At 61.8% G+C, this 20,312-nt stretch carries 19 protein-coding genes; 17 read left to right on the forward strand and 2 right to left on the reverse strand.

Features of this window, described 5'->3' with window-relative positions; translation table 11 throughout:
- The first annotated feature begins 3 nt into the window (after window positions 1-3).
- The 7 genes from trpA to SKZ59_RS05545 all read left to right on the forward strand — a co-directional run bounded on the left by trpA (window position 4) and on the right by SKZ59_RS05545 (window position 7,705).
- On the forward strand, window positions 4-801 hold the full coding sequence (gene trpA / locus SKZ59_RS05515) for a tryptophan synthase subunit alpha (protein ID WP_034750524.1): 798 nt from the start codon (window positions 4-6) through the stop codon (window positions 799-801).
- A 198-nt stretch (window positions 802-999) separates the two neighbouring features.
- The gene (accD, locus tag SKZ59_RS05520; RefSeq protein WP_010400390.1) at window positions 1,000-1,872 is read left to right on the forward strand and encodes an acetyl-CoA carboxylase, carboxyltransferase subunit beta; all 873 of its coding nucleotides are present in this window, start codon (window positions 1,000-1,002) and stop codon (window positions 1,870-1,872) included.
- Window positions 1,873-1,973: 101 nt separating this feature from the next.
- On the forward strand, window positions 1,974-3,272 hold the full coding sequence (gene folC, locus SKZ59_RS05525) for a bifunctional tetrahydrofolate synthase/dihydrofolate synthase (RefSeq protein ID WP_034750518.1): 1,299 nt from the start codon (window positions 1,974-1,976) through the stop codon (window positions 3,270-3,272).
- A 24-nt stretch (window positions 3,273-3,296) separates the two neighbouring features.
- Window positions 3,297-4,286 carry an SPOR domain-containing protein gene (locus tag SKZ59_RS05530; protein WP_319991033.1) on the forward strand — a complete coding sequence of 330 codons (990 nt, stop codon included), beginning with the start codon at window positions 3,297-3,299 and terminating at the stop codon, window positions 4,284-4,286.
- 20 nt (window positions 4,287-4,306) lie between these two features.
- Window positions 4,307-4,795, forward strand: coding sequence for a CvpA family protein (locus SKZ59_RS05535; RefSeq protein WP_046685790.1), 489 nt, complete (start codon window positions 4,307-4,309; stop codon window positions 4,793-4,795).
- Between the two features lie 38 nt (window positions 4,796-4,833).
- The gene (gene purF, locus SKZ59_RS05540) at window positions 4,834-6,357 is read left to right on the forward strand and encodes an amidophosphoribosyltransferase (RefSeq protein ID WP_034750508.1); all 1,524 of its coding nucleotides are present in this window, start codon (window positions 4,834-4,836) and stop codon (window positions 6,355-6,357) included.
- Window positions 6,358-6,463: 106 nt separating this feature from the next.
- Entirely contained in the window at window positions 6,464-7,705 is a 1,242-nt protein-coding gene (locus SKZ59_RS05545) for a cystathionine gamma-synthase family protein (RefSeq protein ID WP_319991034.1), read from the forward strand.
- Between the two features lie 70 nt (window positions 7,706-7,775).
- On the opposite strand, the gene lexA is transcribed toward SKZ59_RS05545, so the two are convergent.
- The gene (lexA, locus tag SKZ59_RS05550) at window positions 7,776-8,411 is read right to left on the reverse strand and encodes a transcriptional repressor LexA (protein ID WP_034750502.1); all 636 of its coding nucleotides are present in this window, start codon (window positions 8,409-8,411) and stop codon (window positions 7,776-7,778) included.
- A 275-nt stretch (window positions 8,412-8,686) separates the two neighbouring features.
- Here lexA and rpsF point away from each other — a divergent pair, with 275 nt between their 5' ends.
- From rpsF to SKZ59_RS05585, 7 genes are all read left to right on the forward strand, one after another.
- Window positions 8,687-9,076 carry a 30S ribosomal protein S6 gene (rpsF, locus tag SKZ59_RS05555; RefSeq protein ID WP_034750499.1) on the forward strand — a complete coding sequence of 130 codons (390 nt, stop codon included), beginning with the start codon at window positions 8,687-8,689 and terminating at the stop codon, window positions 9,074-9,076.
- A 20-nt stretch (window positions 9,077-9,096) separates the two neighbouring features.
- A complete protein-coding gene (priB, locus tag SKZ59_RS05560) occupies window positions 9,097-9,396 on the forward strand; it encodes a primosomal replication protein N (RefSeq protein WP_034750494.1) in 300 nt (99 codons plus the stop codon).
- Window positions 9,397-9,421: 25 nt separating this feature from the next.
- On the forward strand, window positions 9,422-9,712 hold the full coding sequence (gene rpsR, locus SKZ59_RS05565; protein WP_010400024.1) for a 30S ribosomal protein S18: 291 nt from the start codon (window positions 9,422-9,424) through the stop codon (window positions 9,710-9,712).
- 27 nt (window positions 9,713-9,739) lie between these two features.
- Entirely contained in the window at window positions 9,740-10,195 is a 456-nt protein-coding gene (rplI, locus tag SKZ59_RS05570; RefSeq protein ID WP_034783456.1) for a 50S ribosomal protein L9, read from the forward strand.
- A gap of 135 nt (window positions 10,196-10,330) precedes the next feature.
- Window positions 10,331-11,716 carry a replicative DNA helicase gene (locus SKZ59_RS05575; protein WP_034750488.1) on the forward strand — a complete coding sequence of 462 codons (1,386 nt, stop codon included), beginning with the start codon at window positions 10,331-10,333 and terminating at the stop codon, window positions 11,714-11,716.
- 92 nt (window positions 11,717-11,808) lie between these two features.
- Window positions 11,809-12,435 (forward strand): DUF47 domain-containing protein, encoded by a 627-nt coding sequence (locus tag SKZ59_RS05580; protein WP_010400015.1) that lies wholly within the window; start codon window positions 11,809-11,811, stop codon window positions 12,433-12,435.
- A 39-nt stretch (window positions 12,436-12,474) separates the two neighbouring features.
- Entirely contained in the window at window positions 12,475-13,488 is a 1,014-nt protein-coding gene (locus SKZ59_RS05585) for an inorganic phosphate transporter (protein WP_034750483.1), read from the forward strand.
- A 46-nt stretch (window positions 13,489-13,534) separates the two neighbouring features.
- Here the strand turns inward: SKZ59_RS05585 and SKZ59_RS05590 are convergent, their stop codons facing one another.
- The gene (locus SKZ59_RS05590; RefSeq protein WP_034750481.1) at window positions 13,535-14,431 is read right to left on the reverse strand and encodes an MBL fold metallo-hydrolase; all 897 of its coding nucleotides are present in this window, start codon (window positions 14,429-14,431) and stop codon (window positions 13,535-13,537) included.
- Between the two features lie 198 nt (window positions 14,432-14,629).
- Between SKZ59_RS05590 and SKZ59_RS05595 the strand changes: the two genes are divergently transcribed.
- From SKZ59_RS05595 to SKZ59_RS05605, 3 genes are all read left to right on the forward strand, one after another.
- Window positions 14,630-16,252, forward strand: a complete 1,623-nt coding sequence (locus tag SKZ59_RS05595; RefSeq protein WP_319991035.1) for a GAF and HD-GYP domain-containing protein — start codon at window positions 14,630-14,632, stop codon at window positions 16,250-16,252.
- Window positions 16,249-18,504 (forward strand): adenylate/guanylate cyclase domain-containing protein, encoded by a 2,256-nt coding sequence (locus SKZ59_RS05600; protein WP_319991036.1) that lies wholly within the window; start codon window positions 16,249-16,251, stop codon window positions 18,502-18,504. Before SKZ59_RS05595 ends, SKZ59_RS05600 begins: the two co-directional genes overlap by 4 nt.
- Window positions 18,505-18,692: 188 nt before the next feature.
- Entirely contained in the window at window positions 18,693-20,303 is a 1,611-nt protein-coding gene (locus SKZ59_RS05605) for a ShlB/FhaC/HecB family hemolysin secretion/activation protein (protein ID WP_319991037.1), read from the forward strand.
- Window positions 20,304-20,312 lie beyond the last annotated feature (9 nt).

The following is a 20,312-nucleotide window of genomic DNA, read 5'->3' on the forward strand; positions in this document are numbered from 1 at the left end:
TCCATGTCCCGTATCGCCACCACCTTCGCCAATTTAAAATCGAACAACAAGACCGGCCTGGTCACCTTCATCACCGCCGGCGACCCCGGCCCCGACGCCACCGTACCGCTGATGCACGCGCTCGTCGAGGGCGGCGCCGATGTGCTCGAACTGGGCGTGCCGTTTTCCGACCCCATGGCCGAAGGCCCCGTCATCCAGCGCGCCTGCGAACGCGCCTTGAAATTCAACGTCGGCATTCACGACGTGTTCGGCTATGTGCGCCAGTTCCGCGAGACGAACCAGACGACGCCCGTGGTGCTGATGGGCTACGCGAATCCCATCGAGCGCATCGGCAGCGCAGCGTTCATTGCAGCGGCGCAAGCGGCCGGCGCCGACGGCGCCATCGTCGTCGATTATCCGCCGGAAGAGTGCGAGGAATTTGCCGGCGCCATGCGCGAAGCGGGCCTCGACCTGATTTTCCTGCTGGCACCCACTTCGACCGAAGAGCGCATCGCGCAAGTGGCCAAGGTCGGCGGCGGCTTCAGCTATTATGTGTCGCTCAAGGGCGTCACGGGCGCCGGCAACATTGATACGGAACAGGTGGCAGAGCGCCTCGCGGCCATCCGCCAGCATGTAAAATTACCTATCGGCGTGGGCTTCGGCATCCGCGATGGCGCCACGGCCAAGGCCGTTGCCAAGGTGGCCGATGCCGTCGTGATCGGCAGCCGCATCATCCAGGAAATTGAAAATGCCCCGGAAGGCGGCGCCGTCGACGCCGTGCGCAGCTTCACGGCAGGCATCCGCGCCGCACTGGACGCCTGAGCAAGCTTGCCGTTTACGCAAGATGCGTTGGCGGCAAAGTTCGACAGCCCGGCGATAAACGGCTACACTTCGGCCACTGATTTGCCTGTAATTGTGCAATAGATAAAATTTCTGGTGGTGCCCTATGGGGGTGTCGCCGTTTACCGTCTGCCGGGGGCGTCCACCGACGCTACCCCTACAAGGGCCCAAGGAGAAAATATGAGTTGGTTGGAAAAACTGCTGCCACCGCGCATCCAGCGTTCTGATGCTGCCGCGCGCAAGACCATGCCGGAAGGCCTGTGGGTCAAGTGCCCGTCGTGCGAAGCCGTGCTGTACCGTACGGACCTGGAATCGAATTTGCACGTATGCCCGAAATGCGACCACCACATGCGCATCCGCGCGCGTGAACGCCTCGACAGCCTGCTCGACGCGGGCGGCCGCTATGAAATCGGCCAGGAAATCCTGCCCGTCGATACCTTGAAATTCAAGGACAGCAAGAAATACCCTGACCGCCTGAAGTCCGCCATGGAAGCGACGGGCGAGACGGATGCGATGGTCGTCATGGGCGGCGCCATCATGAGCCTGCCGGTGGTCGTGGCGTGCTTCGAATTCGAATTCATGGGCGGCTCCATGGGCTCCGTCGTGGGCGAGCGCTTCGTGCGCGGTGCGCAAATCGCGCTGGAACAGAAAGTGCCGTTCATTTGCATCACCGCCACCGGTGGCGCGCGCATGCAGGAAGGCTTGCTGTCCCTGATGCAGATGGCGAAAACCACGGCCATGTTGACCAAGCTGTCCGAAAAGAAATTGCCATTCATCAGCGTGCTGACCGACCCGACCATGGGCGGCGTGTCCGCCTCGTTCGCCTTCATGGGCGACGTCGTCATCGCTGAACCGAAAGCGCTGATCGGCTTTGCCGGTCCGCGCGTGATTGAAAACACCGTGCGCGAAAAACTGCCGGAAGGCTTCCAGCGCGCCGAGTTCCTTGTCACCAAGGGCGCCGTCGACATGATCGTCGACCGCCGCAAGATGCGCGAAGAAATCGCCCGTCTGCTGGCCTTGTTGCAAAACCAGGCTGTGGAAGTCCTGGCGTAACGCCAAAGTATCAGGCCGGGCGGTGTCCTGCGGACCCGCCCGGTTGCCACGCAACACCGTCTCCGCGCCTCGCGCACTGTCTCCTCATCAAGAAGTCTCCCATGCAAAACCTCCCCACCACCTTGCCGGACTGGCTCGCCATGCTGGAAACCCGCCATTCGGAAACCCAGATCAACATGGGCCTGGACCGCGTGCAAGCCGTCAAGGCGCGCATGCAGCTGGCGTTTACTTGCCCCGTGATCATGGTGGCGGGCACGAATGGCAAGGGTTCCACCTGTGCCATGCTGGAATCGGTACTGTTGCGCGCCGGCTACAAAGTGGGGCTATACATCAAGCCGCATTTTCTCGATTTTAACGAGCGCGCCCGCGTGCTGGGCGAGATGGCCAGCGATGAGCAGATCGTCGCCAGCTTCAATGCCGTTGAAGCCGTGCGCGGCGACACGCCGCTCACGTATTTCGAATTCACCACCCTGGCGATTTTGCATTTGCTGTCGCAAGCGAAGCTCGACGTGGCCATCCTGGAAGTGGGCCTGGGCGGGCGCCTCGACGCCGTCAACGTGATCGACGCGGATGTCGCCATCGTCACCAGCGTCGATATCGACCACACGGATTACCTGGGCGACACGCGCGAAGCGATCGGCTTTGAAAAGGCCGGCATCTTCCGTCCGGGCAAGGCGGCCATCTGCAGCGACCCCGTGCCGCCGCAATCGTTGATCGACCATGCCGAAGCCATCGGCGCCGACCTGTGGCTGATGGGCCGCGATTTCAATTATTCGGGCGACAAGCAGCAGTGGAACTATGGCGGACGCGAGCAGCGCCGCAATTCGCTCGCGTATCCAAGCTTGCGTGGTGCCAACCAGATCCTCAATGCGACGGCCGTGCTGGCCGCGCTGGAAGTGCTGAAGCTGAAATTGCCAGTGGGCGCGCAGGAAGTGCGCACGGGCCTCGTCACGGTGGAGCTGCCGGGCCGCTTCCAGGTCTTGCCTGGCCGCCCCAGCGTGATCCTCGACGTGGCGCACAATCCCCACGCGGCGTCGGCGCTGAACCAGAACCTCGGCAATATGGGTTTCCACCCGTACACCTATGCCGTGTTTGGCTCCATGCAGGACAAGGATATCGATGGCGTATTGGCCGCGATGAGCGAACACGTCGACCACTGGTGCCTGACGGGATTGCCTTCGCCGCGCGCGGCCACGGCTTCGGAGCTGGCCGCCAAGGTGCAGATCATGCTCGAAGATAAGCCCGACAGCAGCGAACATACTGTGTCTATTTTCGATGATCCGGCACAAGCTTTTGCAAATGCAATGAGCCGGGCCGGTGAGAATGATAGAATTGTGGTCTTTGGTTCTTTCCTCACCGTTGCCGGCGTGATGAAGGCCCGAAAATCCTCACTTCACTGAAACGCACTCGACTGAAAATCACGCATGGGCTTGTTCTCGAAACTGTTTAAAAACAAGCAAGAATCCTCTGGCGAAGACAGCGGCTTTTATGTCCCTGGCGAAGCACAGTCGCCGACCCGCAAGCGCGCAGCCAACACCGCCGGTGGCGGCGGATCGCGCCGTGGCGGCAAGGAAGCGCCGGACCCGGTCTTGCCTGAAAAAAAGCGCGCACGCCGCCGCCTGGTCGGGGCCATTGCCCTGGCCCTGGGCGTGGCTGTCGGCTTGCCGATGCTGCTCGACTCCGAGCCGAAGGCGCCGTTCAACGATATCGCCATCGACATTCCGTCGAAGGAAAAGGCCGTCGCACCTGCACCGGCGCCCGTGCCGGCCGTCCCGGCCCAGGCCGCATCGAATGGCCTGGACCAGTCCGAGGAAATCGTCGACGCGCCGTTGCCGCCTGCGGCCAAGCCGACCCCTGTACCGACACCGGCACCCGTGCTGGCGGCCGCCCAGCCTGCACCGGTCAAGCCGACCTATGTGGAGCCGAAACCCGAGCCCAAGCCTGAACCCAAGCCGGTCAAGGTGGAGCCGAAACCGGAACCGAAACACGAAACCAAGCCCGAGCCGAAACACGAGTCCAAGCCCGAACCCAAGCCTGAGCCCAAGCATGAAGTAAAGCCGGAAGCCAAGCCCGAGCCGAAGCCTGCCAAGCCAGCGCAATCGGCTGACGATGCCGCGCGCGCGCTGGCTATCCTGGAAGGCAAGCCGCAAGAAAAAGCACAGGACAAGGCGCACGACGCCGGCAGCGGCAAGTTCGTGGTGCAGGTGGCGGCCCTGGCGACGCAGGACAAGGTCGACGAATTGCAGGACAAGCTGCGCGACGCGGGCATCAAGTCGTACACGCAGAAAGTCTCGAGCCCGGCGGGCGAGCGCATCCGCGTGCGCGTGGGACCGTTCGGTAGCCGCGAAGACGCTGAAAAGACCCGCGCCAAGCTGCAAAAGCTGGGCCTGGGCGGCAGCCTGGTACCGGCGTGATGTTGCAAGGCTGAACGCGCGTGACGATCTTCGATTACCTGGTGCTGTTCGTGCTGGTGACGTCCGTGCTGATCAGCATGATGCGTGGCCTGGTCAAGGAAATACTGTCATTGGTCAGCTGGATCGTGGCGTTCGTCATTGCCAACGCGTATGGCGCTACCTTGGCGAAATTCCTGCCGGAAGCCGTGCCTGGCGAAGCCATCCGTTTGTTGCTGGCTTTCGTCGTGCTGTTCATCGGCGTGCGCATTTTGATGGGATTGCTGTCCATGACGGTCGACGCACTCGTCAAGGTGACGGGCTTGAGCCTGGCTGACCGCACCCTGGGCACCCTGTTCGGCGTGGCGCGGGGCCTTGTGATCGTGCTGACCGCCGTCATCTTGTGTGGCATGACGTCCATACCGCAGCAGCCATTCTGGAAAAATGCGCAGCTCAGCCCGCTCGCGGAGCAAGGCGCGCGCGCCATCAAGCCTTATCTGCCTGCCGCTTACGCGCAGCATGTGAAATTTTGAATTTTTTTAAAATCAGTAGCACAGTTTAGGAGCACACCATGTGTGGCATCGTCGGCGTCGTTTCCCATCAACCTGTCAATCAATTGCTCTATGATGCATTGTTGCTCTTGCAACATCGCGGTCAGGACGCGGCAGGGATTGCGACCAATCACAGCAGTATGTTTTCCATGCACAAAGCCAATGGCCTCGTGCGTGACGTCTTCCGTACGCGCAACATGCGTTCGCTGCAAGGCACGACGGGCATCGGCCATTGCCGCTACCCGACGGCCGGTTCGTCGAGCGAAGAGGAAGCACAACCGTTCTATGTGAATGCGCCGTTCGGCATCACCCTGGCGCACAATGGCAACCTGACCAACTGGGAACAGTTGAAGCTGGAAATGTTCAAGAACGACCGCCGCCACATCAATACCGATTCCGATTCGGAAGTGCTGCTCAACGTGCTGGCGCATGAAATCCAGGAAGCGACGACGGGCCTGAACCTGGACCCGGAAGCCATCTTCAAGGCCGTTACCGTGCTGAACCGCCGCGTCAAGGGCGGTTACGCTGCCGTTGCGCAAATCGCCGGCGTGGGCTTGCTGGCCTTCCGCGACCCGCACGGCATCCGTCCGCTGTGCCTGGGCATCAATGAAACGGAGCAGGGTCCCGAATACCTGATCGCTTCCGAATCCGTAGCCCTGGAAGGCATGGGCTTCCGCTTCGTGCGCGACATCGGTCCCGGCGAAGCCGTCTTCATCGATGCCGACAAGAAATTGCACAGCGCCCAGTGCGCCGACAATGCCAGCCTGAACCCGTGCGTGTTCGAATTCGTCTACCTGGCCCGTCCCGACTCCGTCATCGACGGCGCCTCCGTGTACGCCACGCGCCTGAAAATGGGCGAATACCTGGCCGAGAAGATCCGCGCCGAATTGCCAGGCGTGCATATCGACGTGGTCATGCCGATTCCCGATTCCTCGCGTCCGGCCGCCATCCAGCTGGCCATGGCGTTGAACATCGAGTACCGCGAAGGCTTCATCAAGAACCGCTACATCGGCCGTACCTTCATCATGCCGGGCCAGGCGGCACGCAAGAAATCCGTGCGCCAGAAGCTCAACGCGATCCCGTCCGAATTCAAGGATAAAGTGGTGCTGCTGGTCGACGATTCCATCGTGCGCGGCACCACCAGCCGTGAAATCGTGCAGATGGCGCGTGAAGCGGGTGCGACGAAGGTCATCTTCGCTTCGGCCGCGCCACCGGTGATCTACCCGAACGTGTACGGCATCGACATGCCGACGCGCGACGAGCTGATCGCCTACGGCCGCACGACGGAAGAAGTGTGCCGCGAAATCACGGCCGACTACCTGGTCTACCAGGATATCGGCGCGCTGAAGCAGGCGATCGCCGACGTTAACCCGGCCCTGACGAACTTCGAGGCATCGTGCTTCGATGGCGTGTACGTGACGGGCGACGTGTCGCAGGAGTACCTGGACCGCCTGGAATATGCGCGCCACCATCCGAAGGCGGCAGCGCCCGAAGATACGCCGCGTTCCCAGCTGAACCTGAACCTGGCGACAACGGAAGCATAAGTACCTGCCCGGCCGATGCCGGGCTTTTTTTCGGGTCGGACCTTCAGGTCTGACCCCGGCACTTGCCTTGGGTTAAGCGGCAAGACGAGTATTTGGAACTTCCACCATGACCAACAAAAAAACCTACGGCTTCACCACCACCATCCTGCACAACGACCGCCGCAAGGGCATCGAGCACGGCTCGCTGCACAAGCCCGTGCATACTTCCGTTGCCTTCGGTTACGCCGATGCGCGCCAGCTCGCGTCCGTGTTCCAGGGCAAGGAGCCGGGCTTCCGTTATGGCCGCCAGGGCAATCCGACCGTCTCCGCACTGGAAGACAAGGTCAACAAGATGGAAGACGGCGTGGCGACCCTGTGCTTCGCCACGGGCATGGGCGCCATCGGCGCCGTGGTGCAATCGTTGCTGCGCGCGGGTGACCATGTCGTCTCGTCGGCCTTTTTGTTTGGCAACACCAACAGCTTGTGGCAAACGGTGACGGGGCAGGGCATCGGCGTGTCGTTCGTCGACGCCACCGAGGTGGCCAATGTGGCCGCGGCCATTACGCCGGCCACGCGCATCGTGTTTGTGGAAACCATCGCCAATCCGCGCACGCAAATCGCCGACCTGAAGAAAATCGGCGACCTGTGCCGCGAAAAGGGCATCTTGTACATCGTCGACAACACGATGACGACGCCATATCTGTTCCGCCCGAAAGCCGTGGGCGCGGGCCTGGTGGTCAATGCCTTGACGAAATCCATCGGCGGCCACGGCAATGCCCTGGGCGGCAGCTTGACGGACACGGGCGTGTTCGACTGGACGCAGTATCCGAACATTTTCGAGAACTACAAGAAGGCGGCGCCCGCGCAGTGGGGCATCGCGCAAATCCGTGCCAAGGCTTTGCGCGACTTCGGCGCCTCGCTGGGGCCGGAAGCTGCGCATCATATCGCCGTCGGCGCGGAAACCATGGCCTTGCGCATGGATCGCACCTGCTCGAACGCTTTGGCGCTGGCCACCATGCTGCAGGCGGATCCAAGAGTGGCGGCCGTGCATTATCCTGGCCTGGCGTCGCACCCGCAGCATGCGCTGGCCACCGACTTGTTCCGCAGCTATGGCTCGTTGTTCAGCTTTGAGCTGAAAGATGGCATCGACTGCTTCGATTTCCTCAATCGTCTCAATCTTGCCATTCCCGCCAGCAACCTCGGCGACACGCGCACCCTGGTCATTCCCGTCGCCCACACGATTTTCTACGAGATGGGTGCCGAGCGCCGCGCCAGCATGGGCATCGCCGAATCGCTGATCCGCGTGTCCGTCGGTATCGAGGATGAAGCAGACTTATTGGAAGATTTCAGCAGCGCACTGGACGCATAAGCAGCCGCGCACCATGTAAAAAGGGCCGCGATAGTCATGCTGTCGCGGCCCTTTTTTTACGTGCGGCAGTTTAATGCCAGCTGCGCATCAGTCCGACGGCGAGGCCTTCCAACGCAAACTCGTCTTCGGGCGACACGGTGATCACCTTGAAGTCCGGATTTTCCGGCAGCAGTTCGATGACGGAGCCCGTCTTCTTGTAGCGCTTGACGGTGACTTCGTCGCCGATGCGGGCGACGACGATCTGGCCATTCTTGGCGCTGTCGACCTTTTTCACGGCCAGCAAGTCGCCATCCATGATGCCGGCGTCGCGCATGGACCAGCCGCGCACCTTCAGCAGGAAGTCGGGTTTGGCCGAGAACAGGGCCGGGTCGACGTTGTAGCTCGCTTCCAGGTTTTCCTGGGCCAGGATGGGCGAGCCTGCCGCCACCCGGCCGATCAGGGGCAGCGACATCAGCAGGGCTGCCGGCACTTTCGACGGCGGCGCTTCGGCGGCCGCACCGATCAGGCGGATGCCGCGCGAGGTGCCGGGCGAAATCTCGATCGCGCCCTTGCGGGCCAGGGCCTGCAAATGCTCTTCGGCCGCATTGGCCGATTTGAAACCCAGTTCATTGGCGATTTCGGCACGGGTGGGAGGAAAGCCCGTGTTTTCAATCGCGTCCTTGATCAGGTTCAGGATTTGTTCTTGTCGTGCTGTCAGCTTGATCATGAGCGGTGGGTGCATACTAAAATGCTGTCTATATGAACAGTCTGTATTTTTGTACAGTATCGCCCACTATGCAAGGGGATTTCCGTGTTTTGGGCGAATTTCGCAAGAAATACTTGTCCGCGGCCGGAAAGCACGGCGGCGCACGGGCTTTTCAGGCGCTTGTGGAAGGAATGATTGAAACGTTTGCAAAAGACGGTTATAATCTTCGGCTGACCTTCCCACACCCGTCTTGACGCCGGGGTGGGCGATTATCAATCCGACCTGAAGGAGTTTGCATGCGTCATTATGAAATAGTCTTTATCGTCCATCCGGACCAAAGCGAGCAAGTGCCCGCGATGATCGAACGCTACAAAGCCAGCGTAACCACCCGCGGCGGTTCGGTTCACCGCGTGGAAGATTGGGGCCGCCGTCAAATGGCTTACTCGATCCAAAAGCTGCCTAAAGCACACTACATCTGCCTGAACATCGAATGCGACAACGAGACCCTGGTCGAGTTGGAAACAGCATTCAAATTCAATGATGCCGTGTTGCGTCACCTGACCGTTAAAATGAAGAAAGCTGAAACAGCTCCTTCGCCGATGATGAAATCGGTACAACGCGAAGACGCGGCCAAAAGCCACCGCACCGAAGCACCAGCAGCCGCTCCAGCCGCAGCAGCAGCTTAATTCTTGACCAGGATCGTGCGCTGAACCAGCTACAAGTAACCGCCATCATTGCCGAGCGCGAAATATTGCGCTATACCCCGGCAGGGCTGCCGATTGTGAATGCAGTATTGCAACACAGTTCGCAGCAGATGGAAGCAGGGATTGCCCGTTTGACCGAGTTTGATGTTGCCGCGCTAGCCGCTGGCGAAATCTCAGGCAGGTTCAGTCAGGCAAACTTGGGCGGGGTGTATCAGTTCACGGGTTTCCTGGCCAGGAAGAGCCGCAACAGCAAGAGTTTGGTGTTTCACATCATTGATTTTAGTGCAGTCAATTCTGACTAGCGCATTTTAGATACAGGAGCCTGACATGGCATTCGGTAAAAAGTTCGACAAAAATAAGCTCAAGCTTAAAGAAAAACGCAAACAGCAAAACCCGTTGTTCAAACGCAAGAAGTTCTGCCGCTTCACCGCAGCTCACGTTGAGCAAGTCGACTACAAAGACGTTGACACGCTGAAAGACTTCGTCCAAGAAAACGGCAAGATCATGCCAGCACGCCTGACCGGTACCAAAGCGCACTACCAGCGCCAAGTTGACACCGCAATCAAGCGCGCTCGCTTCCTCGCGCTGCTGCCATACACCGATCTGCACCACGCTTAATCGGTCAGATATTCCTGGAGAAGAACTATGCAAATCATTCTGTTAGAAAAAGTTGTTAACGTCGGTAACCTCGGCGAAGTCGTCAAAGTCAAAGACGGTTACGCACGTAACTTCCTGATCCCGCAACGCCTGGCACGTCGTGCTACGGCAACCGCTGTGGCTGAATTCGAAGTCAAGCGCGCCGAACTGGAAAAAGCTGCTGCCGCCAAACTGGCCGCATCGCAAGCCCAGGGCGAAAAACTGAGCGGCCTGACCGTTCAAGTTGCTCAAAAAGCTGGTGTTGATGGCCGTCTGTTCGGTTCCGTCACCAACTTCGACATCGCTGAAGCGCTGACCAAGCAAGGTTTTGCTGTTGAAAAAGCACAAATCCGCATGCCTACCGGCCCGCTGAAGATCGTTGGCGAGCACAATGTTTCGGTTGCTCTGCACACCGACGTGGTCGTGGAAGTTGTTATCGCTGTCGTTCCAGACGCGAACGCGTAATTGTCTGCGGGCCTGGCCCGCAAGCATTGCCGCACTATGAAAAGCCGGGTTCGCCCGGCTTTTTTGTGGCCTTTTTTTCGCTCAATTTCAGCCCTTTATTTTTGCCATCACGCCGAAGCGGGTATAATTCGCGCCATGAACGCCCCCTCTGATCCGCAACTGGATTCCCTCCGTATTCCGCCGCATTCGATCGAAGCAGAACAATCCGTCATCGGTGGTCTGCTGCGCGACAATGCCGCATATGACCGCATCGCCGACTTCATGCATGCGGAGGATTTCTATCGCTATGACCATCGCATCATCTTCGAGCAAATCGTCAAGATGGTTAACGCTTCCAAGCCAGCCGATGTCATTACTGTTTTTGAAACCCTGACCCAGCTCGGCAAGGCCGATGACGTGGGCGGACTCGCTTACCTGAACGCCATGGCGCAAAACACGCCATCGGCCGCGAACATCCGGCGTTACGCCGAGATCGTGCGCGACCGCGGCGTGCTGCGTAAACTCATCACCGTCGCCGACGATATCTCCGGCACGGCCTTCAGCCCGCAAGGCAAGGAAGTCAAGCAGATGCTTGACGAGGCCGAATCGAAGATTTTCGCCATCGCCGAAGAAGGCGCGCGCGGCGCCCAGGGCTGGACCGCCATCCAGCCCCTGCTGACGCAGGTGGTCGAACGCATCGACGAACTGTACAGCCGCGACAACCAGAGTGAAATCACGGGCGTGCCCACCGGTTTCATCGACCTCGACCGCATGACCTCGGGTCTGCAGCCGGGCGACCTGGTAATCGTGGCGGGCCGTCCTTCGATGGGCAAGACGGCGTTTTCCGTCAACATCGGCGAAAACGTGGCCATCGACAGCGGCTTGCCCGTGGCCGTGTTCTCGATGGAGATGGGCGGCGCCCAGCTGGCCATGCGTATGCTCGGCTCCGTCGGACAGCTCGATCAGCACCGTTTGCGTACTGGCCGCCTGAACGACGAAGACTGGCCGCGCCTGACGAATGCGATCCAGAAGATGAACGACGCGCAGCTGTACATCGATGAAACGCCAGCGCTCAATTCCATCGAATTGCGCGCCCGCTCGCGCCGTTTGTCGCGTCAATGCGGCAAGCTGGGCCTGATCATCGTCGATTACTTGCAACTGATGTCGGCCAATACGCCGGGCGACAACCGCGCCACGGAGATTTCCGAGATTTCGCGGGGCTTGAAAGGCCTGGCGAAAGAACTCGGTTGCCCCGTGATCGCGCTGTCCCAGCTGAACCGCTCGCTGGAACAACGCCCGAACAAACGTCCTGTCATGTCCGACTTGCGCGAATCGGGCGCTATTGAGCAGGATGCCGACGTGATCCTGTTCATTTACCGCGACGAGGTGTATAACCCCGACTCGCCAGACAAGGGAACGGCCGAAATCATCATCGGTAAACAACGTAACGGTCCAATCGGCAGCATCCGCCTCACCTTCATGGGGCAGTACACCAAATTTGGCAATTACAGTGGTGGCCTGGCGCTTTACCAAGGCGACTAAGACTCAGCAGCACTGGCACCCCATCGCTGCCCCCTCTTGCGGGGCGGCTTTCTGTAGTAAATAACACGACTCAATGCTTAACGGAGAATGACATGTTTGGACGCTTGATGCCCACTGAGGGCAAGTTTTTTGAATTGTTTAACCAGCACGCGGAACTGTGCGTCAAGGGCGCCAAAGAGATGCTCGGCCTGATGACCAATTTCGACGACCTGGAAAACCGCGTGCATGCGATCGAAAGCATCGAGAAACAGGCGGACAAAGTCACCTACGCCACCGTGGAAATGCTGCACAAGACCTTCATCACGCCGATCGACCGCGACGACATCCATCAGCTGATCACGCGCCAGGACGACATCCTCGACCTGCTGGAAGATGCGGCGCAAACCGTCTCGCTGTACGACCTGAAGGCCGTCACGCCGGAAGCCAAGCGCCTGGCCGAACTGGTGCTGGCTTGTACCGAAAAAGTGCGCGACGCCGTCGCCATGCTGCATAACATGGACAACTCGCGCAAGATCGTCGCCATCTGCGAAGAGATCGACCGCCTGGAATCGGACGCCGACCACGTGATGCGCGCCGCCATGTCCAAGCTGTTCCGCGACGAACCGGACGTGCGCAACCTGATCAAGCTGAAAGCGATCTACGAAATTCTGGAAACCGTGACCGACCGTTGCGAAGATGTGTCCAATATTATCGAAGGCATCATCGTCGAAAACGCGTAAGCGTTGGGCCTGTCCTGAACCAGAATCAGAAAAGAAACTATAATGACCATACAAATCAGCATCTACGTGCTAGGCCTGTTGATCGTCCTGGCGCTGCTGTTTGACTTCATGAACGGCTTCCACGATGCCGCCAACGCGATTGCCACGGTGGTCTCGACGGGCGTATTGAAACCGCAGACCGCGGTTGCCATGGCTGCCACGTTCAACTTTGTCGCCATCTTCGTGTTCCACCAGCTGACCGTGGCCGCCACGGTGGGCAAGGGCACCATCGATCCGGCAGTGATCGACCAGTACGTGATCTTCGGCGCGCTGATGGGCGCCATCTTCTGGAATTTGTTTACCTGGTACTACGGCATTCCATCGTCGTCCTCGCACGCGCTGATCGGCGGCCTGGTGGGTGCCGCTGTCGCCAAGTCCGGCACGGGCGCGCTGGTCGCGGCCGGCCTGTGGAAAACCGTCGCCTTCATCGTCATCGCACCGGTACTGGGCTTCGTGTTCGGCTCCATCATGATGCTGATCGTGTCATGGATATTCGTGCGTTCGACGCCGCGCAAGGTCGACAAGTGGTTCCGCCGTTTGCAATTGGTCTCGGCGGCCGCCTACAGCCTGGGCCACGGCGGCAACGATGCGCAAAAAACCATCGGCATCATCTGGATGCTGCTGATCGCCGCTGGCTACTCCAGTTCGGCCGACGCCATGCCGCCGATGTGGGTCATTATCTCGTGCTACACGGCCATCAGCTTCGGCACCCTGTTCGGTGGCTGGCGCATCGTCAAGACCATGGGCCAGAAGATCACCAAGCTCAAACCGGTCGGCGGCTTCTGCGCCGAAACGGGCGGCGCGATCACCCTGTTCGTCTCGACGGCGCTGGGTATTCCCGTGTCGACCACGCACACCATCACGGGCGCCATCGTCGGCGTCGGCTCGTCGCAGAAGATGTCGGCCGTGCGCTGGGGCGTGGCAGGCAATATCGTCTGGGCCTGGATCTTCACGATTCCTGCCTCCGCGTTTGTTGCAGCAGTCGCTTGGTGGATTGGCCACCACATCATGTAATGGATAGTCAACGCCAGTAAAAAGGGAGCCTTGCGGCTCCCTTTTTTTATGCGCCGGCCAGTTCCACCGTCAGTCCCTCGCTGGCGAGGAACACTTGCAGGCCATCGAGACGGCTGCTGTAGCGGCCCATCACGTCGGCAAACACGGCTTCGAGCTGCTCGTCGCTGCGGGTCGGTTCGTGGTGGGTGCAGTACAGGCGCCGCGCGCCGCAGCGCAGGGCCAGGTCGAAGGCGGCGTCGAAGGTGCCGTGGCCCCAGCCCTGCTTGCCCGGGTATTCCTCGCGCGTGTACGAGCAATCCATGATCAGCGCGTCGACGCCGGCGATGAGCGCATCGATGCGGGCCTGGCGTTGCGCATTGCGCTCTGAGCACGCCGCATGCTCGACGTGGCCGGGCGGATGCAGGTTGTAGAACGGTTCATGGTCGCCGCTGAAAAACAGCGAGGCGCCGCCGCAGTCGATGCGGTAGCCGAGGTTGACGACGGGATGGTTCATTTCCGCGCCGCGCACGCGCGCGCCGCCCACCTCGACGGCTTCGCCCGGTGCCAGGGTGCGGTACTCGATGCAGGCCGCCATGGCCGCTTCGCTGACGGGGAAATAACTGCCTTGCAGCTGCACCGCCATCACGTGTTCGATGCCGCGCCCGCTGATGCCGTCAAAGGCGCCATGCAGGCGCATGCGGTTGCCGGCCACGAACAGGGGCGAGAACATGGGCAAGCCGTGGATGTGGTCCCAATGGCTGTGCGTGATAAAGACGTGCGCGTCGACGGGCTGGCCCGGCGGCAGTTGCTGCGCCAGCGAAAAGATGCCGCTGCCCGCATCGAGAATGATCAGGCTATCGTTGTCGGTGCGCACTTCGATGCACGTGGTGTTGCCGCCGTAGCGCGCCGTGCGCGGGCCGGGGGAGGGGATGGAGCCGCGCACACCCCTGAACGTGAATTTCATTCAGTACCTTGTTACAGTGTAATTATTGTTGATTCTATTCTAATTAATGAGATTGGCGGCAACATTTATGCGTGTTGTGATACGGAAAGTAATTTCATTTTGTTGTGACTAAGTAATGTACAGTGCGCGGGACGGCCGTTACACTGGCGCTTGCCGACTTCCCCTTTTTTGCTTGCCCATTACCTGATTGCCACCAATATGCCTCAGTTGCACCCTGAGAAAATCGCCCACAGACTGGAGCAATTGACCGAACTCAGTGTCGCGCTCGGCCACGGCCTGGGCGGCGAGGGGCACGACATTGGCGCGCTGTTGCAGCGCATCGTGCTGCTGGCAAAAAGCATGAGCGGCGCCGATGGGGCCACCCTGTACCGGCCCGCGCTCGAGGGCCGCCAGCTGGCGTTCGACATCAGCGTCAACGACAGCCTGGGCATCGCGCAGGGGGCGGACATGGGCTTGCCTGGCGTGCCCCTGTTCGATGGCGCGGACCAGCCGAACCTGGCATCGGTGGCCGCGTATGCGGCGAACATGCGCCGCAGCGTGAATATCGCCGACGTCTACCGCGACGAGGCCTTCAATTTTTCCGGCATGCGCGAGTTCGACCGCCACCACGGCTACCATACGCAATCGATCCTGACGGTGCCCATGAGCGACCATGAGGGCGACCTGATCGGCGTGCTGCAGCTGGTCAATGCGAAGGATGGCGAGACGGGCCAGGTGCGCGCCTTTTCCTCCACCGACCAGCGCTTCATCGAAGCCTTGGCCGCGCAGGCGGGCGTGGCGCTGACGAATCAATTGCTGATCTCGCAGCTGGAAGAGCTGCTCGAATCGCTCGTGACCCTGATCAATATCGGCATCGATGAAAAGTCGCCGTACACGGGCCGCCACTGCCAGTTCGTGCCCGAACTGACGATGCTGCTGGCCGACGCCGCGCACGCCACGCAAACGGGGCCGCTGGCCGATTTCCGGCTCAGCGACAACGAGCGCAAGCAGCTGTGGCTGGCCGGCCTGCTGCACGATTGCGGCAAGATCACCACCCCCGTGCACGTGGTCGACAAGGCCACCAAGCTGGAAACCATTTTCGACCGCATCGCCCTGATTGACACGCGCTACGAAGTGCTGCTGCGCGACGCCGAGATCGCGGCCCTGCGCCAGCAGGCGGCGCAGCCGCTGCAAAAGGAGGCCATCGCCCGCGCACTGGAGCAGGAGCAGGCGGCGCTGCGCGAGGAACGCGACTTTATCCGCACGGTCAATATCGGCGGCGAAAGCATGGCGCAGGCCGACCAGGAGCGCGTGCGGCAGATCGCCAGGCGCCGCTGGCGCGCGGCCGACGGCGAACTGCGCGATTTTCTCGACGCCGACGAGACGGAAAACCTGACCATCCGCGCCGGCACCCTGACGGCGGCCGAGCGGGCCATCGTCAACAACCATATCAGCGTGTCGATCCGCATGCTCGAAGCGCTGCCGTGGCCCAAGCACCTGCAAAAGGTGCCCGAATACGCGGGCGGCCACCACGAGCGCATGGATGGCAAGGGCTATCCACGGGGGCTGACGAAAGAGCAGATGTCGGTGCCTGCGCGGCTGATGGCCATCGCCGACATTTTCGAGGCGCTGACGGCGCGCGACCGGCCCTACAAGAAGGGCAAGTCGCTGTCCGAATCGCTGCGCATCCTCGGCAATTTCAGCCTGAACGGGCATATCGACCCGGAGCTGTTCGACGTTTTCATCCGCAGCAAGGTCTATCTGACCTTCGCTGAAAAGCACATGCATCCGAGCCAGATCGATGCCGTCGACGAGGCGGCCATACCGGGCTATATCCCTTGAAGCTGTCGCAGGCCTGGCGCAAGCATGGGGCGCGGTCGCTGCTGGGAATACTGCTGACTCTGGCGGCGGCCGTGCTGTGCCTGGCCGGCAACGACACGATCGCGCGACTGGACGCCATGCTGGGCGACTGGCGCATGCGCGCGGAAACGCCGCAGCTGGACCGCCGCATCGTCATCGTCGACATCGATGAGCAAAGCCTGGCCAAGGTGGGCCGTTTTCCCTGGAGCCGCGATGTGCAAGCGCGCCTGGTGCGCCAGCTCGCCGGGCATTACGGCGTGGCCGCGCTGGGCTTCGATATTGCGTTTCCCGAAGCGGACACCAGTTCCGGCTACGCCGTGCTGCAAGGACTGGCGCAGGGCGAACTGGCCGGCGTGGCCGGCTTGCCGGCGCAGCTGGAAAAACTGCGTCCGGCCATGGATTACGACGGCTTGTTCGCCGAGGCCATGCGGGGCCAGCCCGTGGTGCTCGGCTACAGCGTCTCGGAGCAGCAAAGAAAGGGCGTGCTGCCCAAGCCCGCCTTCACGGTCGCCGACCTGAATGGCCGCACGGTGACGGCCTATGTGGCGCGCGGCTACGAAGCCAATATCGCGCCCCTGCAGGCGGCCGCGCAAGGCGCCGGCATCTTCACGGCGCTGACCGATGCCGATGGCGTCGTGCGTTCCTCGACCCTGTTGCAGCGCATCGGCGATGGCTATTATCCTTCGCTGTCGCTGGCTACCGTCGCCGTCTACCTGCAGGCGCGCGCCATCGCCCCCCGTTTCACGGGCACGGCCGATACCCTGTCGGCGCGCGAACTGGCCAGCGGCGGCCTTGAACACATCATGCTGTTCACGCCGCGCGGCGCGCTGGCGATCCCCGTGGGCGAAGCCTTGACGACGACGGTGCAGTACCGCGGCGCGGGTGGCCCCGATGGCGGCGCCTTCCGTTATGTGTCGGCGTCCGACGTGCTGGCCGGCACGGTGCCCCCCACGCTGCTCAAGGGTGCCATCGTGCTGGTGGGCACGACGGCGCCCGGCTTGAACGATATCCGCGCCACGCCCGTGAATGCCGAGTATCCGGGGGTGGAGGTACACGCCAACCTGATCAAGTCCATGCTCGACGGGCGTTTCAAGGCGCGGCCCGATTATGCGCTGGCATTGGAACTGGTGCAGATACTGCTGTTTGGCCTGCTGCTGGCCGGCGCCCTGGCCGTGCTGCCGCCGGCCGGCGTGATGCTGGCGACGCTGGGCGCGCTGGCGGCCGCCATCGGCATCAATCTGTACCTGTACGCCGCGCACGACCTGGTGCTGGGCGGCGCCGTGCTGCTGTTGCTGATCGTTGCGCTGTTCATCGCCAACCTGGCGTGGGGCTACTTTTTCGAGGTGCGCAAGGGACGCGCGCTGGTGGCCCGTTTCGGCGAATACGTGGCGCCCGAGCTGGTGGCCGAGATGGCCGACGATCCGCGCCGCTACACGATGGAGGGCGAGAACCGCGAACTGACGGTGCTGTTTGCTGACGTGCGCGGTTTCACGGCCATTTCCGAGCAGCTGGCGCCGGCCGCGCTGCGCGAATATATCAACGAATACCTGACGGCCATGTCGGAAGATATCCGCGACAGCCATGGCGGCACCCTGGACAAATACATCGGCGACGCCGTGATGGCATTCTGGGGCGCGCCCGTCGCCTTTGGCGATCACGCCAGCCGGGCCGTGGCCAGCGCCCTGCTGATGCAGGGCAGCGCGGCGCGGCTGAACCAGCAGTTTTGCGCGCGCGGCTGGCCGGCGCTGCGCATCGGCATCGGCATCAATACGGGACCCATGCATGTGGGCGACATGGGTTCGCGCATCCGCCGCGCCTATACCGTGATGGGCGACAGCGTCAACCTGGCCGCCCGCCTGGAAGGGGCCAGCAAGCTGTATGGCGTGGGCATCGTCGTGGGCGAGGCTACGCGCGCCGCCGCCCCGGACTTTCTATACCGCGAGCTCGACCGCGTCAGAGTGGTCGGCAAGCAGGAAGCGGTGGCCATCTTCGAGCCGCGCTGCCCGCTGGCCGGCGCCCCTGCCGCTGAACTGGCGCAGCTCGAGCGCTGGCATGCTGTGCTGGCCAGTCTGCGCGCGAGCGACTGGGCGGCGGCCGGCGCGCAGCTGGCCCGCTTGCAGGCGGACTTTCCCGGCGATGGCTTGTACCGGCTGTATGCGGCGCGCCTGGAGCAATACCAGAACGCGCCGCCGCCCGCCGGCTGGGATGGCGTGACGGAATTGCACAGCAAATAGCCGGCCATTGCGGCATTTTTCATCATTCTCGGCGCACTGTTTGTTGCGTTGCGATAAAAATCAGGGAGAAATGTTAGAAATTTCTGACTGGAAACTAAAAGCCGTCTAAAATTTGTCTTCAATCCATTGTCGGACATGCAGGCGCCTGCGGGCCGCGCGCTTGTCCGGTTACACAAGAAATCCTTCACATGACATATCGTTTGGTGCACCTGCTTGCGGGTTCCGCGCTGCTGTTCGCCGTCGGCGCCGCCGGCGCTGCCGTTTCCATGGATGACGCTACCCCTGCCGCGCAGGAAGACGGCGTGCCGCGCTTCGAGATCCGCCGCTTCGACGTCCAGGGCAATACCCTGCTCACGTCCGAGCAGGTGCAAGCCTTGCTGGCGCCATTTACTGGCGTGCAGCGCGATTTTTCCGACATCGCCCGCGCCGTCGAGGCGCTGGAAGCGGCCTACCGCGAGCGCGGTTACAGCGCCGTGCAGGTGCAATTGCCCGAGCAGGAGCTGGAACGGGGCGTGGTGCGCCTGAGCGTGCTGCAAACGCCGCTGGGCAAGGTCGCCATCAGCGGCAACACCTACGCCGATGAGGCCAACGTGCGGCGCGCCTTGCCGTCCCTGCGCGAAGGCGAGACGCCGAACCTGCCGGCCCTGTCGCAAAGCCTGAAGCTGGCCAATGAAAACCCGGCGCGCAAGATCGAAGTGCGGCTGCAGGCCGACGAGCCGGCGGGCGCCATCGACGCCATCGTCACGGTGGCCGATGAAAAGCCGTGGAAAGCCATGCTCAACGTGGACAATACGGGCAATGCGCAAACGGGCAAGACACACGTGGGCGTCGTGCTCCAGCATGCCAACCTGTTCGGGCTCGACCATGTGGCCAGCCTGCAGTACACGAGTAGCCTGGAAAAGCCCGACAAGGTGGGCGTGTATGGCGCCGGCTACCATTTGCCGCTGTATGCGCTGGGCGACTCGATGGACTTTTTCGCCAGCTATTCGAACGTCGATTCGGGCAGCGTCTCGGCCGGCATCTTCGACCTGGCCGTCAGCGGCCAAGGCAGCATGGCCGGCATCCGCTACAACCAGAACTTTGCCCGCAGCGGCGACTTCGAACCCAAGCTCGTGTACGGCATCGATTACAAGGCTTACCGCAACAGCGTGCAGCTGTTCGGCATGGAACTGGGCGCCGACGTCACCGTGCATCCGCTCAGCATCAGCTACATCGGCAACTGGACCTTGCCCACGGGCGAGACGAGCGTGGCGGTCACCTTCGCGCACAATATCCCTGGCGGCAAGCATGGTGCGCAAGCCGATTTCGACCGGGTGCGCGCGCATGCGAAGGCCGCCTACAACACCTTGCGCCTGAGTGCCAGCACGGGGCGCGTGCTGGCCGGCGACTGGCAGTGGCGCGCGCTCGTCAATGCGCAAGTCACGCCGGACGCGCTGGTGCCGGGCGAGCAGTTCGGCGCCGGCGGCGCCGCGTCCGTGCGCGGCTTTGCCGAGCGCGAGGTATCGAATGATTCGGGCGTCAACCTGAACCTGGAGTGGTACACGCCGAACTGGTGCGGCCAGGCGCTCGGCTACCAATGCCGCGCGCTGGCGTTCTATGACACGGCCTGGCTGCGCCGCAACCATGGCTTGCCCGGCGAAAGCGCGTCGCAAGGCATCAGCAGCGGCGGCCTCGGCCTGCGTTTGCTGCTGAGCCGCTACGCCAATCTGCAACTCGATTACGCCCATGTCGTCAATGGCGGCGACACGGGACAGCGGGGCGCCAACCGCCTGCATTTCCGCCTCGCCTTGGCCTACTAGTATCAGGAT

The organism is Janthinobacterium sp. GMG2 (genome assembly GCF_033949445.1).
Classification (GTDB): Bacteria; Pseudomonadota; Gammaproteobacteria; order Burkholderiales; family Burkholderiaceae_D; genus Janthinobacterium; species Janthinobacterium aestuarii.